The 14,229-nt window shown below is 73.0% G+C and carries 13 protein-coding genes; 7 read left to right on the plus strand and 6 right to left on the minus strand.

What is annotated here, in order from left to right; all coding sequences use genetic code 11:
- The first annotated feature begins 53 nt into the window (after positions 1–53).
- The 7 genes from K7640_RS05715 (at position 54) to K7640_RS05745 (ending at position 7,383) form a co-directional block, all read left to right on the plus strand.
- On the plus strand, positions 54–599 hold the full coding sequence (locus K7640_RS05715) for a hypothetical protein (RefSeq protein WP_222953609.1): 546 nt from the start codon (positions 54–56) through the stop codon (positions 597–599).
- A complete protein-coding gene (locus K7640_RS05720; RefSeq protein WP_222953610.1) occupies positions 596–1,696 on the plus strand; it encodes a peptidoglycan-binding domain-containing protein in 1,101 nt (366 codons plus the stop codon). Before K7640_RS05715 ends, K7640_RS05720 begins: the two co-directional genes overlap by 4 nt.
- Positions 1,693–2,361 (plus strand): ABC transporter ATP-binding protein, encoded by a 669-nt coding sequence (locus K7640_RS05725; RefSeq protein WP_222953611.1) that lies wholly within the window; start codon positions 1,693–1,695, stop codon positions 2,359–2,361. Before K7640_RS05720 ends, K7640_RS05725 begins: the two co-directional genes overlap by 4 nt.
- Entirely contained in the window at positions 2,361–3,551 is a 1,191-nt protein-coding gene (locus K7640_RS05730) for an ABC transporter permease (protein ID WP_222953612.1), read from the plus strand. Before K7640_RS05725 ends, K7640_RS05730 begins: the two co-directional genes overlap by 1 nt.
- A gap of 106 nt (positions 3,552–3,657) precedes the next feature.
- Positions 3,658–5,928 (plus strand): glycoside hydrolase family 44 protein, encoded by a 2,271-nt coding sequence (locus tag K7640_RS05735; RefSeq protein ID WP_222953613.1) that lies wholly within the window; start codon positions 3,658–3,660, stop codon positions 5,926–5,928.
- Between the two features lie 302 nt (positions 5,929–6,230).
- On the plus strand, positions 6,231–6,713 hold the full coding sequence (locus K7640_RS05740; RefSeq protein ID WP_222953614.1) for a GNAT family N-acetyltransferase: 483 nt from the start codon (positions 6,231–6,233) through the stop codon (positions 6,711–6,713).
- A gap of 250 nt (positions 6,714–6,963) precedes the next feature.
- Positions 6,964–7,383, plus strand: coding sequence for a hypothetical protein (locus K7640_RS05745; RefSeq protein WP_222953615.1), 420 nt, complete (start codon positions 6,964–6,966; stop codon positions 7,381–7,383).
- A gap of 10 nt (positions 7,384–7,393) precedes the next feature.
- Here K7640_RS05745 and K7640_RS05750 read toward each other — a convergent pair whose 3' ends face one another.
- The 6 genes from K7640_RS05750 to K7640_RS05775 form a co-directional block, all read right to left on the minus strand.
- Positions 7,394–7,882, minus strand: a complete 489-nt coding sequence (locus K7640_RS05750) for a DUF6584 family protein (RefSeq protein ID WP_222953616.1) — start codon at positions 7,880–7,882, stop codon at positions 7,394–7,396.
- A gap of 147 nt (positions 7,883–8,029) precedes the next feature.
- Entirely contained in the window at positions 8,030–8,911 is an 882-nt protein-coding gene (locus K7640_RS05755; protein WP_222953617.1) for a septum formation family protein, read from the minus strand.
- Between the two features lie 107 nt (positions 8,912–9,018).
- Positions 9,019–9,426, minus strand: coding sequence for a hypothetical protein (locus K7640_RS05760; RefSeq protein WP_222953618.1), 408 nt, complete (start codon positions 9,424–9,426; stop codon positions 9,019–9,021).
- Positions 9,423–9,773, minus strand: coding sequence for a hypothetical protein (locus K7640_RS05765; protein ID WP_222953619.1), 351 nt, complete (start codon positions 9,771–9,773; stop codon positions 9,423–9,425). Before K7640_RS05765 ends, K7640_RS05760 begins: the two co-directional genes overlap by 4 nt.
- Before the next feature lie 490 nt (positions 9,774–10,263).
- A complete protein-coding gene (locus K7640_RS05770) occupies positions 10,264–11,007 on the minus strand; it encodes a cyclopropane-fatty-acyl-phospholipid synthase family protein (protein WP_222953620.1) in 744 nt (247 codons plus the stop codon).
- Positions 11,008–11,104: 97 nt separating this feature from the next.
- Positions 11,105–14,227, minus strand: a complete 3,123-nt coding sequence (locus K7640_RS05775; RefSeq protein ID WP_222953621.1) for a hypothetical protein — start codon at positions 14,225–14,227, stop codon at positions 11,105–11,107.
- Positions 14,228–14,229: the final 2 nt, after the last annotated feature.

A 14,229-nucleotide genomic window follows, 5' to 3' on the forward strand; every position in this document is an offset into this window, starting at 1 on the left:
CGTAAGCGATGACGCTGACGATGGTCTTATCCCGCGTCCGTTGCCATGAGACCATGACCGACCACAGCCCACGAAGGACCTCCGTCGTCAGTGCCGCTGCCGCCCTCGCGATGATCGCGCTGCTGCTCGGCGGCTGCCAGCGCGGCGCCGACGAGCCCCGGGTCGCCTCGGTGAGCGGCAGCCAGACGGCAGCGCCGCCGGCCGACCGGGAGGCCCAGCTCAGCCGATACCGCGACTGCCTGACCCAGCACGGCGTGACGCTGCTCGACACCCCCACCGCCGAGGGGCTGCCCCAGGTGGACAAGGCGAACACCGACCCCAAGGTGGTCGGCGAGGCCCAGGCCCAGTGCCGGCAGTTCGTGCCGTCGGGCGGCGACGCCACCCGGCCCTCCGCCCAGGACCTGGAGACGAGCCGCCGGTACGCGGCCTGCCTGCGGCAGCACGGCGTGCCCGACTATCCCGACCCGGACCCGGTGACCGGCGACCCGAGGATCGACGACGACCTCGGCGCCCGGCTCAAGGCCGACCCGAAGATGGCCACGGCCACCCAGGCGTGTGCCGAGTTCCAGCCCGGCGGTAAGGGCACGGTCGGCGGATGACCGCCCGACGCCGCCCCTGGCTCGCGGGGGCGATCGCCATCACCACCGCCGCAGCTGGTGCCGGCTCGGCGTACGCCCTCTTCAGCGCCCGGGAGCGGCACGCCGAGCGCCCCGCGACGGTCGAACCGGCGTACGCCACCGACACCGTCACCCGGATGACGTTGACCACCACCGGATCGGTGGACGGCCAGCTGAGCCGGGGCATCCCCGAACCGGTGGAGTCCAAGGCGGCGGGCACCATCACCTGGCTGCCCGCCGTCGGTGCCCTGCTCCGCCGGGGGGACGCGGTGCTGCGGGCCGACGAGCGGCCGGTGATCCTGCTCTACGGCCGGCTGCCGATGTACCGGCCGCTGGCCGCCGACGTCGAGGGCGACGACGTGGCGCAGTTCGAGCGGAACCTGGCGGCCCTGGGATACGCGGGGTTCACCGTGGACCGGAGGTTCACCCCGGCGACCACCGCCGCCGTCAAACGGTGGCAGCGGGACCTGGGCGTCCCCACCACCGGCACCGTCGAGGTCGCCGCGGTGGTGTACGCCGCCGGGCCGGTACGCGTCGCCGGGCGGCTCGCCCGGCTCGGGGCCACCGCCACCGGTGAAGTGATCACCTGCACGCCGGACACCAAGATTGTCATGGCCGAGGTGCCGGCGGCGGCCGTCGGGTGGGCGGTCGCCGGCAGCCGCGTCACCGTGGAACTGCCCAACGGCCGGGACACCGCCGGTGTGGTGCGCTCGGTCGGTAGCGAGGCGGCGGTGCCGCAGGACGCCGGCGGCGAGCAGGCCGACGCGCCCGCTCCGGGAGCCGGTCGCGGCCCGGCAGCGACCGTCCAGGTGACGGTCTCCATCGCCGATCAGGAGGCGATCGGTGCGGTGACGAACGGTCCGGTGCACATCCGGCACACCGTGCAGCAGCGGCGGGAGGTCCTCACCGTCTCGGTGGCGGCACTGGTCGCCCCGATCGGGGGCGGCTACGCCGTGGAACTCGACGAGGGCGGCGAGTCCCGGTTGCTCCCGGTCACCACCGGCCTGTTCGCCGACGGCCGGGTGGAGATCCGGGGCACCGGCCTCGCCGAGGGCCTGCGGGTACGGGTGCCGGCATGAACGGGGCCGAGGAGATCGTCCGGCTGGATCGGGTGTCCAGGACGTACGGCGGCACGGTGGCCGCGCTGCGCGACGTCGACCTCACCGTGCGCCGGGGTGAGATGGTGGCCGTCGTGGGCCCGTCGGGTTCGGGGAAGTCCACCCTGCTGCACCTGATGGGCACCCTGGACCGGCCCTCGGCCGGCACGGTCCGGATCGACGGCCACGACGTGGCGGACCTGTCCGACCGGCGGTTGTCGGCGCTGCGCGCCAAGCGGATCGGGTTCGTGTTCCAGCAGTTCCACCTCGCCGCCGGGGTGCCCGCGCTGGACAACGTCGCCGACGGCCTGCTCTACGCCGGGGTCGGCCGGCCGGAACGTCGGCGGCGAGCGGAGGCCGCGCTGGTCCGGGTCGGCCTCGGGCACCGGTTGCGTCATCGTCCGCACCAGCTGTCCGGCGGCGAACGGCAACGAGTGGCGATCGCCCGCGCCGCCGTCGGCGAGCCGGCCCTGCTGCTCGCCGACGAACCGACCGGCAACCTCGACACCACCGCCGGAGCGGCAGTGCTGAACATCCTCCTCGCGCTCCACCAGGAAGGGACCACGATCGTGGTGATCACGCACGACATGCAGGTGGCGCAGCGGTTCCCCCGTCAGGTCCGGATCCGCGACGGACGGGTCGGGTGATGGCTGTCCCCACACCGGCCCGGCTCAGTCCCGTCGACGCCGCCCGGGTGGGTTCCGCCGGCCTGCGTTACCGGCCGGCCCGGGTGGCCCTGGCCGCGCTCGGCATCTCGATCGGGGTCGCCGCGCTGGTGGCCGTCCTCGGCGTCTCGGCGTCGAGCCGAGCCGCCCTGGACCACCAACTCGCCCGGCTCGGCACCAATCTGTTGACCGTGCAGGCCGGCAGCACGGTCTACGGGGAGGCGGCCCAGCTGCCCACCGAGTCGGTGCCGATGGCCGCCCGCATCGCGCCGATGCGGGCGGTGGCCGCCACCGGCCGGATCGACACCGGGGTCTACCGCAACGCTCACATGGCGCGGGGTGAGACGGGCGGCATCGCGGTGTACGCCGCCGATGCCGACCTGCTGGACACGTTGGGTGGCACCCTCCGGGTCGGGCACTGGTTCAATCCGGCGACGGATCGGTATCCCGCGGTGGTGCTGGGCGCGGTGGCCGCGCGCAAGCTCGACACCTACCGGATCGGCACCCGGCTCTGGCTGGGCGGGAGGTGGTTCACGGTGGTCGGCGTCCTGGAGCCGACCCCGTTGGCCCCGGAGATCGACAACGCGGCCCTCGTGGGCTGGGAGACCGCCCACCGCTACCTGGGCTTCAACCAGCACCCCACCACGCTCTACTGCCGGCCGAGTGAGTCGCAGGTGGAGGCCGTCCGGTCCGTGCTGCCGGCCACCGTCAATCCGCAGGCACCCCACGAGGTGCGGGTCTCCCGTCCGTCGGACGCGCTGGCCGCGCAACGGGCCACCGAACGTACCCTCGATGGCCTGCTCCTCGGGCTGGGTGCCGTCGCCCTGCTCGTGGGCGGGATCGGCATCGCCAACACCATGGTCATCTCGGTCCTGGAGCGTCGGGGCGAGATCGGCCTGCGCCGGTCGCTGGGCGCCACCCGGGGACAGGTGCGGTTGCAGTTCCTCATCGAGTCGCTCCTGCTCAGCGCGCTCGGTGCGGCCGGCGGGGTGGCGCTGGGGTCGCTCGCCGCGGCCGCGTACGCGGTAGGACAGGGCTGGCCGGTCATGATCCCGCCGATCGGCTGGCTGGGCGGGCTGCTCGTACCCCTGCCGGTCGGCGTTCTCGCCGGCCTGTACCCGGCGATCCGGGCCGCCCGGGTGCCCCCGGTGACGGCGCTGGCCGGCCCGTGACGCGTCGGGCCGGGGCCGCACCGGCCCTTGACGCTGCCGGGAAACCACGCCAGGCTGTGGCGGCGCTCCCAACGGCGAGCTTCGATTCCTCGGGAAGGGAAAGCTCGTGCGTTCCACCACAGCACTGCTCCCGGTCGTGCTGGCCACCGCCCTCGGTGGTCTGGCCCTGCCGGAGCCCGCCCTGGCCGCTGCCGGCCCGGCGCTGGCCGTCGACGCCACCGCCGGCCGCCACGCCATCAGTCCGTACGTCTATGGCATGAACTTCGCCGACCAGGCCCTCGCCCGGGAGCTGCGGCTGCCGGTGCACCGGTACGGCGGCAACGCCACCACCCGCTACAACTTCCGCAACGACACCACCAACCGGGCCTCGGACTGGTATTTCGAGAACATCCCGAACGACAACCCCGACCCGGCCAGCCTGCCGAAGGGCTCGGAGAGCGACCGCTTCGTGCAGCAGAACAAGGCCACCGGCACCGACACCATCATGACCGTGCCGATGATCGGCTGGATCGCCAAGGACCGGGCGAAGGCGTGCGGCTTCAGCGTGGCCAAGTACGGTCCGCAGGAGTCCACCGACCCGTGGGCGCCGGACTGCGGCAACGGGAAGAAGCCGGACGGCAGCCTGATCACCGGCAACGACCCTACGGACACCAGCATCGCGGTCGGCCCGCAGTACGTCGCCGACTTCGTCACCCACCTGAAGGGACAGTTCGGCGCCGCCGACGCCGGCGGGGTCCGGTTCTACAACCTGGACAACGAGCCGGACCTGTGGCACTCCACCCACCGCGACGTCCGCCCCACCGGCCTGGGCTACGACGAGTTGCGCGACCGCACCTACCAGTACGCGGCGGCGATCAAGGCGGCCGATCCGGGGGCGAAGACCCTCGGCCCGGTCGGCTGGGGGCTGAACTCGATCATCTATTCCGGGCTGGACCAGGACACCTGTTCGCGGACCGGCTGTTGGTCGAACCCGCCGGACAAGGCCGCGCACGGCGGCCAGGATCTCGGCCCGTGGTACCTGGACCGGATGCGGGAGTACGAGCAGCAGCACGGCACCCGGATCCTCGACTACTTCGACGTCCACCTCTATCCCCAGCAGGCCGGGGTCAGCGGGCCGGACGCCGGGGACGCCACCACCCAGGCGCTGCGGCTGCGCTCGACGCGCCAGCTGTGGGATCCCACGTACGTGGACGAGAGCTGGATCAACCAGCCGGTCCGCTACATCCCACGGCTGCGGGAGCTGGTCGACCAGCACTACCCGGGCACGAAGATCGCGATGACCGAGTACAGCTGGGGCGGGTACGGGTCGCTCAACGGCGCGCTCGCGCAGGCGGACGTGCTCGGCATCTTCGGCCGCGAGGGGCTGGACCTGGCCAGCCTCTGGACCGCGCCGACGGCCGACCAGCCGGTGGCCAACGCGTTCCGCATCTACCGCAACTACGACGGCGCCGGTGGCGCGTTCGGCGAGACCTCCGTCCGGGCCACCAGCGCCGACCAGGGCAAACTCGCGGTGTACGCGGCCGAGCGCAGCGCCGACAAGGCGCTCACCCTGGTCGTGGTCAACAAGACCGGCGACGACCTGACCAGCCCGGTGGCCCTCACCGGCGGCTCCGCCGGCAGCGCCCAGGTGTACCGCTACAGCGCGGCCAACCTCGCGGGGATCGTCCGGGCGGCCGACCAGCCGGTGACCGCCACCGGCTTCACCGCGACCTTCCCGGCCAACTCGATCACCCACCTGGTGCTGCCGCGCGGCACCACGCCCGGCGACACCCAGCCGCCGACGGCCCCCGGCAAGCCGACCGCCGGCACGGTCACCGGCGACAGCGTCGCGCTGAGCTGGTCGCCGTCCACCGACGACACCGGGGTGACCGGCTACGACGTGCACCGGGTCGACGCCACCGGCCCGGTGAAGGTGGGCAGCGCCACCGGTACGTCGTACACGGTGACCAGGTTGACCCCGGACACGCCGTACACCTTCGTGGTCACCGCTCGGGACGCGGCGGGCAACGTCTCGGCGGCCTCGCCCGGGCTCACCGTGCGGACCGCGCCCACCGCCCCGGCGGGCGGCTGCTCGGTCGGCTACGCGGCGAACAGTTGGCCGGGTGGCTTCACCGCGACCGTCACGATCAAGAACACCGGCAGCACCACGATCGACGGCTGGAAGCTGGCCTTCGACTTCCCGACCACCAGCCAGAAGGTCGAGCAGGGCTGGTCGGCGACCTGGAAGCAGAACGGGGTGAGCGTGACCGCGGAGAGCATGAGCTGGAACGGCAGGCTGACCCCGGGCGCCGCCACCAGCATCGGCTTCAACGGCTCGTGGGCCGGCGGCAACCCGGCACCGACCGGCTTCACCGTCAACGGTCAACGGTGCGGCTGACCGGCGACGCCCCGGTCCGCCGACAAGTCGGCTGAGCGGGGCCGGACGGGTCCGGGCGCGCGGCGCTCGGACCCGTCCGGCCCGGGGTCTCCGGATGGACCGCTGACCGTTGCACGGCCGCCCGTCATGGACCCTCGATGCGATCACCGCCGGACCCGCGGTCGGGTAGTGTCCGGATCATGCAGTGCTTCGCCGCCGGGCGCACCCGCTTCTGAGGGGCGGCTCGATCCGAGCCGCGAGTCGCCCGACCTGTCGATCAGGTCGGGCTGTTTCGGCGTTCCCCTCAGGCGAAAGGCACTGACATGACTCTCCGTCCGTTCCGGTCCTCCGACCTGGAACCACTGATCGAACTGACCATCGCCACCTTCGGCCCGTTCTACGAGGACTCGTTCCGGTCGATCGTGGGCGATGCCATCGTGACCAACCAGCACGGCACCTGGCGTGCGGACTACCGCGACATGTGGCTGGGGCTGCACGACCCGCGGCACAACAAGCACGTTGTCGTGGCCGAGGACGGTGACGCGCTCCTCGGGTTCGCCGCCTGGCACACGAACGCCGACCGGCGCAGCGGTGAGATCGAAATCATCGCCGTCGCGGCGGACCTGCGCCGGCAGCACGTCGGCACGGCGCTGTGCGCGCACGTCTTCGAAGCGATGAGGCAGGCGGGGGCCGAGGTCGTCTCGATCGGCACGGGCGGCGATCGGTTCCACGAAGCGGCCAGGGCGTTCTACGACAGTCTCGGGATGACCGCCGTGCCCCTGGTCCGTTACTACGCGGCCCTCTGACGGCGTACCGGTTGGCCGTCGACGTGCGGCCAACCGGTTTCCCGTCTCAAAGTTCCACGGGATGTACATCCGGTCGGGCTGCACCCGTGGGAGTAGTGCCAGGTGTCTCCCGCCGCAGGACGACGACGCCGGGTGGTGCAGCCCGCTTCCGGTCGCGCCCAACCCAGCCGTCTGCCGGTCTGGCCGGAGTATGCCCCGGTTGCCCGCGCGTTGATGTCCGGCGATTCGGCTGCTGCCGGGATCGTGGCGGGTGACCAACAATGGAGTGGTGTCTGACGATGTCGGGGGTGCGCCGCGCGCCCAGGTGGCAATCGCCGCGCTGCTCGTCGTCGCCGGGGTGCTGATCCTGTTCGTCCCCGCCGGCGACGAGGGCCCGGTCCTCGTGCCGATCAGCGACGGGCACGGCCTGTCCGCCGTCGACGGGGTCGGCGCGGCACTGCTGGCGGTGGGCGGCACCTGGCTGGAAGTGCTCGTGGTGCGGCGCCTGCCGTACCTCGCTCTGCCCCCGCGTGCCGTGTTCGGACTCGGCCTGCTGGCCGGCCTCGGCGTCGGGCTCCTCGTCGCCTCGGTCTTCTCGGGATTCTTCTGGTGGTGGGCGGTCGGGGCCGCCGCACTCGGGATTGCCGTTCTCGTGCTCGTGCCCCTCACCGCCCGCCGTGGTGGTCGTTGACCGGCGACGTTCAGTCGCAGATCCAACCGACGACCGTCCATATCCCGATGCCCACCAACGCCAGGAAACAGAACAGGACCACCAGGCAGCCTCCCCCGAACACGACCGGCTCCCACCAGGCGCCGGGTTCGCCGGCCGGTCCCAGGTCGCGGGCGGCGCCCTTGTCCGCTCGTCGGGCCGCTTCGCGCAGGCCCTCCAGTGGCGCGGTGTGGACGTGGCGCCGAAGCGGCGCGGGAATGCTGTGCCAGCGGGCGATGTCAGTGCCGTGCTGCTCGCGCCACGCGGCGATCGCACGGCGAGCGGCGTCGTCGTCGTGGTCGAGGACGAACCAAGCCGCGCCGGCGGCGGGCAGGTTCCGCATCTCGTAGTGCACCGTGGCCAGCAGATCGAGCACCTCGTGATCCTGACGATGCGCCAGCACGCCGTTGAGCCGGTCGAGTGCCTTCCAGGGGCGACCAGCGGCCAGATCGGCGCGGGCACGCGTCAGTCCGTCGCTCACCCGGCGATCGTGCCAGTCGGGTCGGACCGCATCGAGTGGTTATCCGGGCGGCGTCGTGCTCGCCGAGCCCGGCCCGAATCTCGCGTACGTCGATGGGGCTGGGGATACCTCCACGATGGGACGCGCGATCGAGATCATCTCGCGGGATCAGCCGGCCGGCTTGCTCTTCTTCAGTGGTCGGGTCAGGTCGTGGTCGTCCGACCAGTAGAAGCAGCGGACACCGCGGTCGCCGCGTTCCCAGGCCTCGGGCGAGGGCAGTCGGTAGGTGGTGCCCGCGCCTGCGGCCAGCTTCTCGTCCGGAGTGCCGCGGGTGTGGCGGCGGATCACCGACCGGCAGGAGTCGTGGATCCGGGTCGCGAAGCCGTCGAGCGCCTGGTACGAGACGTCGGGCGCGGTCCAGATCCCGACGTACTCGAAGCGGTGTGGCTTGGTGCACGCGGCCGGCTGGAGGAGTTCGTACTCGTCCTCGGTGAAGCAGGTGTGGGCCAGCGGCGAGGGGCGGGTCAGCTCCGCGCGCAGCGTGCCGTCGCGCTGGGCGGCCAAGTCGTCCGGGTGTTTCTTGGCCGTGCTGCCGTCGAGGGTGGGCAGGGCGTAGAGGTCGCAGCGGTACCACCGGCTGCCCGCGGTCCAGTCCTGGGGTGCGGGGGCGACGACCCGGATGGACATTCGGGCGCCCCGCCAGTCGGCGCCGACGAACGTGCTGGTCTTGCGGTCGCAGTCGCGGAAGGCGGCGCGCATCTCGGGGGAGCGGGCCGGCGGCGGGGTGACCCGGTCCGCGGCCGGGCCGGTGAAGGCACCGACGTGGATGGTCTCCGTGCGGTGGGTGCTCGCGCAGTCCACCGTCGTGTAGGTGGCGCGGTAGCCGACCGTCTCGGCCTCGGGGTGGCAGACGCCGGCCTGAGGGACGAAGGTCTCGGCGGTGGGAGTGGGGCTTGCGGCCACGGTGCCGCCACCGTTGTCGGTCGCGCCGCAGCCGGCCAACAGCGCGGGCAGCAGCAGCCCGAGTGACGTGAAGAGCCGGCGTGCCATCTGATCCTCATCCCACCCGTCGTGATCGTCGGCCACAGCCTAGTGGTGGATTCCGTTCCGTCGATCAAGGGAGGTCCGATGCCGGCTACCGCTGCCGGGCCCCGCCCTCAGCCACCCGGGCAGCCACGGCCGCCGCTGATCGGGATGCACTGATCGACCTGGGGCGCTGGCCCCTGGTCGGCCGGAGTCCAGCCGATCAACGGTGCCGTGGCCGCGTTCCCCGCCATCCCGACGGCGACGAAGATCAGCGCCGTGCCCAGCAGGGACCATCCGAAGTGGTACGCCCAGAACCGGTCCCGCACGAGCCGGGCGAGCAGCAGCCCGGCCGCCGGAAGTGCCAGGTTGAGCACCAGCGCGGTGACCAGGATGGTGTCGGTGGTCGCGCCGAACGACCGGGCCGCGGCATGGGTGGCCAGGTAGGGCGACGAGGTGCGCCGGATCAGTCCCGCGATGAGCAGGAACGGCACGCCGTAGAGCCAGCCGAGGAAGAGCAGGCCGAGGCCGAGGCGCTTCATCGGGCTGCCTGCCAGGCCGCGCCGGCGACCGCCGCCACCGCGAGGCTGCCCAGCACCGACAGGGTGCCGGCGAGGATCGACGACGGAAGCCGGCGGGCGAGCAGGCCGGTGAGCGCCAGCGTGATGACCAGCAGGCCCGCGAGGAAGGGTGCGCCGACGAGCGCCAGCAGGCCGAGCTGCTCCTGCGCCGTCAGGCAGCTGAACATCGCCGAGCAGTCCCGGTCCGGTGCGGTGGGTATCCCTGACGTGCCGAGGAGCGCCGCGGCGATCACGGTGGCGTACCACCCGAGTGCGACGAGCAGGCTCGACCGGAACGACGCTCGGTGCGACCCGTCCACATCATCCATGCCGGAGAACCTTTCCCGGCTTCGGGATCCGGCGCATCCGGGTTCGTACTCATCCCGAGCTGAGTACCGAACACCAGGGCGTGTCCGGTGAGGGCTGTCTCGGGCCGCCCCGGTTGTTCGTGATCATCTGTCCCGGGACCCGCAGCGCGCGGCGAACGTGGTTCGCGCCGTCGATGCCCTGATGGATGTGGCGCGGCTCGCGCGGGCCGTCCCGCGTGTCTGCGGCCGGGCCCGGCCGGACGGTGCGTTCGCCGCCTTTGCTCTGCTTCCGCCCCGGCAACACCCGGGCCCCGGAAGTGTTGCCTCGGCCGCAGCAGAGCAAAGGCGACGAGGTGGCCAGCCGGCCGCGGCGGGTGGGGTGGCCGACCGGCCGGCGTCGTCGCACTGACCCGCCACCGTCCCGGCCCCACTGGCCGGTTCCGCGGGTGGCGGTGGTCGGGCAGCCCCGACCACCGCCACCTCGGCGGTCCGCGCCAGCCGCGGGTGAGAGTCAGCCGCGGCGCAGCACCAGGGTCGCGAAGCCGAACACGGTGCGGTATCCGCGCAGCCACTGCTCCCGGTGCTCCCGGGCGACCGCGAGCGCCTCGGCGGCGTCGGGGTGGCCGGGGTTGTCCAGCGCCCACTCGGTGAGCGAGCCGACCCACGACCATTCGTAGTTGTCCCACTCGGCGGCGTCGCTGACGTGGGCGTACACCGGGGTCCAGCCGGCCTCCTCGGCGACGTCCACCAGGCCGGCGAGGTCGGTGAGGTCCCCCGGTTTCGCGTCGAGCGCGGCCAGCGCCGCAGGCGTCGGCGGGGCCTGCCAGAAGCCCTCACCGATCAGCAGGATGCCGTGCGGGTTCACGTGCCGGCCGGCCATCCGCAGCGTCCCGGCGAAGCCGTCGAAGACGTGCGTCGACCCGACGCACAGCACCAGGTCGTAGTCGCCGTCCGGCACGTACCTGCGGGCGTCGCGCTCGTGCAGCGTGAGCCGGTCGGCGAGGCCGCGTTCGGCGGCCGCCGCCGCGGCGCGTTCGAGGGCGTACGGGCTGAGGTCGACGGCGTCCGCGTGCCCGTCGGGGTGGTGCGCGAGAGCCTGGAGGGCCCAGGCCGCCTCCCCGCAGCCGAGGTCGAGGATGCGGGCCGCCGGTCCCCGCCCCGCCCGGCGCAGCAGCCGGTTGACGTTGACGCCGGAGACCGGCGCCGCGATGGGGTGGTGCGAGTGCGCGATGCTGCTGAGGCGTTGACGATCCACCGGTGCAGTGAACCAGAGCGCGACCCCGGCGTTCCAGGCCGCACCACGGCCGGGGTCCGGGGGCGCACCGCAGGGTGCACCCCCGGACCGGGCGCGATCAGGACGCGTGCACGCTGACGTTCGTGGCCTTCAGCAGGCCGACGACCGTCTTGACCGCCGCCAGGCCCTCCTGGTGGCCGCCCGCCTTGATCCGGCCGGACCAGTAGCCGTACCGCTCGGCGAGGCTGCCGACGCCCACCGTCCCGGCCTGGATGACGCAGGAGCCCAGCGGGTCGTCGGGCGCCTCGGTGGCCGGCGCGGCCGCGCAGCCGGCGCCGAACCGTTCCTGCCCCCGCAGCGGGTCGAGCCCGGAGACGTCGCCCTGGCAGGGATCCCAGTCCAGCGGCTGGGTGCAGGTGGCGTAGTTCGCCAACGCCCGCTGGTAGGCGTTGAACAGGTGCAGCGATCCGGTGTTGTAGCTGTTCTGGCTGCGGGGCAGGCGGTAGTCCGCCGGCAGCGACCGGTCGCCGAAGAGCAGACCGTGCAGCACGTCGTCCCGCGTCAACGCCGAGGACCAGCCCAGCTCGGAGAAGATCTGCAGCATCCGGACCGCGTCGGAGACCTTCTTCCCGGCGTCCCACAACTGCTGGGAGACCGACCAGCTGCCGGCCGGTGGCCGGTCGACCCCGGTGCCGAGCGCCGCCACCCGGTAGAAGTAGCGCTGCTTGCCGGTGAGCATGGCCCGCGTCTTGGTACGCGCCTGCGCCGGCGCGGCGGGGTTGTCCACCACCGTCCCGCTGCTGTCCAGCGCGGGCCGGTACGTCGAGTCCCACTTCCGGTCGAGGTAGTAGTCGGGCTCCCGGCAGTAGCCGCTCGGCGGGTTGGACCGCTGGTCCCACAGGCAGACGTCGATGAGGTGCGTCTGCCACGTCACCGTGCGCACGTCCTGCCATTCACCGCCGAGCCACTTGGCCTGCTGCCGGACCACCAGTTGCAGGTCGGCGTTGGTCCGCTGGGTACGCGGACCCTCGATCACCTCCACGTTGACGAAGTCCGCGTCCAGACAGGAGCGCAGTTCCGGCCGGTACCCGGGCGGCATGGCGTAGTTGGCGAGGTGGTAGACGTTGGGCAGGGCCGCCCGGTTGACCCGGGTCGGGGTGCTGACCGAGCCGCCGCCCCCGCAGTAGGGGATGCGGGGCACGTCGGCGATCCGGCCCGCCGCCGGGATGTCCTGGTCGACGCTGCCCCACATGTCGTAGTCGCGGTCCGTCTCCACCCAGCGCACCGCCCGGCCGACCTCGTCGAGGGCCGCCTTCCACTGGCCGGTCGCCGCGCGGTAGTCGGCGATCAGCCGCTGGAACAGCGCGTTGGTGCCACCGTCGGCACCCGGGGCGCTGAACTGCCGCACCCGGCGGTTCACCGCGTCGCCGGCGGCGATCGTGCTCTGCGTCTCGGCCGCGCCGACCTGCGCGGCGTACTGCGGGTTCTGCAGTTGCAGGATCAGGTTCGCCCGGGCGCCCAGCAGCCACGCCGACGGGTTCGCCACCCCGCCGGCCGGCTGGTCGCCGGGGGCGGGGGTCAGCGCGACGCCCCGGGCGCCCGCCCACTGGGCCAGGTAGTCGATCGCGCCGGACGGCAGGTGGAGACCCACCGTCGACACCGGGTCGGCCAGCGACGTGCCGGCCGGGACGACGAAGGGCGCCTGCCGGGCCGAGTCCACCGCGAAGGTACGCGTCGGTGAGTCGCCCTGGTCGAAGTAGGTCGCGAAGGAGTCGATCGTCGAGCCGGTGCGCGCCTCGCGGTGCACGTACCGGTCGACGCTGGTCCGCAGCGGCTGCTGGGCGATCTGCTCGAACGCCGCCTGGCTGGCCAGGGCCAGACCGTCCACCCGCTGGTCGAGCACGATCAGCTGGCCGGCGATGGTGGTCAGCTGCGCGCGTACCTCGGCGAGGTCCCGGGCGAGCGCGCTCAGTTGGGCGCTGAGCGCGTCGTACATCGCGCCGAGCATCTTCTCGATCCGGTCGAACCGCCGGTCCATGCCGGCCGCGAGCCGGCTGATCTGGTCGCGCAGCGCGGCGATCTGGGCGCCGGTGGCGTCGTCGGCGCCGCCACCGGAGGTGAACAGCGGCAGCAGGATCATCGCGGCCCCCACCAGGCCACCGACCAGGGTGAACGTGGACATCGCCAGCGCCGCGGTGGTGATCCCGGCCGCGGAGATCGCCGCGGTGTAGGTGGTGATGGCGGAGATAGCGCCGACCACGGCCTTGGCGATGGTCTCGATCTGCCGGCCGAACTGCTTGTCGACCATCCCGGCGAGCTTGCCGAGCACGGTGACGGCCTGACCGAGCTTCTCGTTGAGCTTGCGGTCGGCCTCCGCCTTGGCCTTCGCCGCGGCCTCGTCCGCGCTGGTGGGCTTGTCCGGCCCGTCGACCGGGAACCGGTCGGACCGGGCCACCGCGTCGGTCACCGCCGCCGCCGTCCGGGCCTGCAACGTGGCGACCGCCGCGTCGAACTGCGCCTGGATCTCCGCCCGGTAGGCGTCCTTGTCGTTGCGCTTCGCGCTGATCGCGGCGAGGTCGAGGTGGCCGGTCAGGTCGGGCAGTTGCGCGAGTTCGTCCGCCGGGGTGTCCAGCCGTACGCCGAGCCGGGCGCCGACCGCCGTGTTCCAGACCTCGGCGAGCACCGGGTCGGTGGCGGACCGGGCGTGCAGCGTGGCCCACACCTGGCTGAGCGCGCCGCGGGACAGCATCTCCCACAGGTAGTCCTGGCTGCCGCTGCGGATCTGCTCGATCGGCGGCACGATCCCGCCCAGTTCCTCGCCCGTCGCGCTGCGCAGCAGCCCCTTGACCGTGGGGCCACCGAGCTGCGCGTCGCCGCTGCCGGCCAGTCGCTCCACCGCCGCGCCCAGCAGGTGCAGCTTCCCGGGTGACTCGTCGGACGCGTCGACGGCCTGCCCGACGAGGGCGGTGACGGCGGTCAGGTGGGCGGTGACGGCGGCGGTGTCCGCGCTCGGGTGCGCGGCCCGCCAGTCGCTCAGTTCGGCGGCGAGCACGGCGTCCAGCAGGCCCCGGGTGCCACCCTCGCGGACCTGGACGACCGCCGCGAACAGGGAATCGTGCACGGCCTGCTCGTCGTACGCGACCGGGTCGGCGGCAACCGCCGGCCCGGCCAGCCCGACGACCAGGCCGACCCCGGTCAGGGCCGCGAGCCACCGGCGTGGGTGGCCCTTCGTGGTTCTCATGG

The organism is Micromonospora sp. PLK6-60 (assembly GCF_019890675.1).
Classification (GTDB): Bacteria; Actinomycetota; Actinomycetes; order Mycobacteriales; family Micromonosporaceae; genus Micromonospora.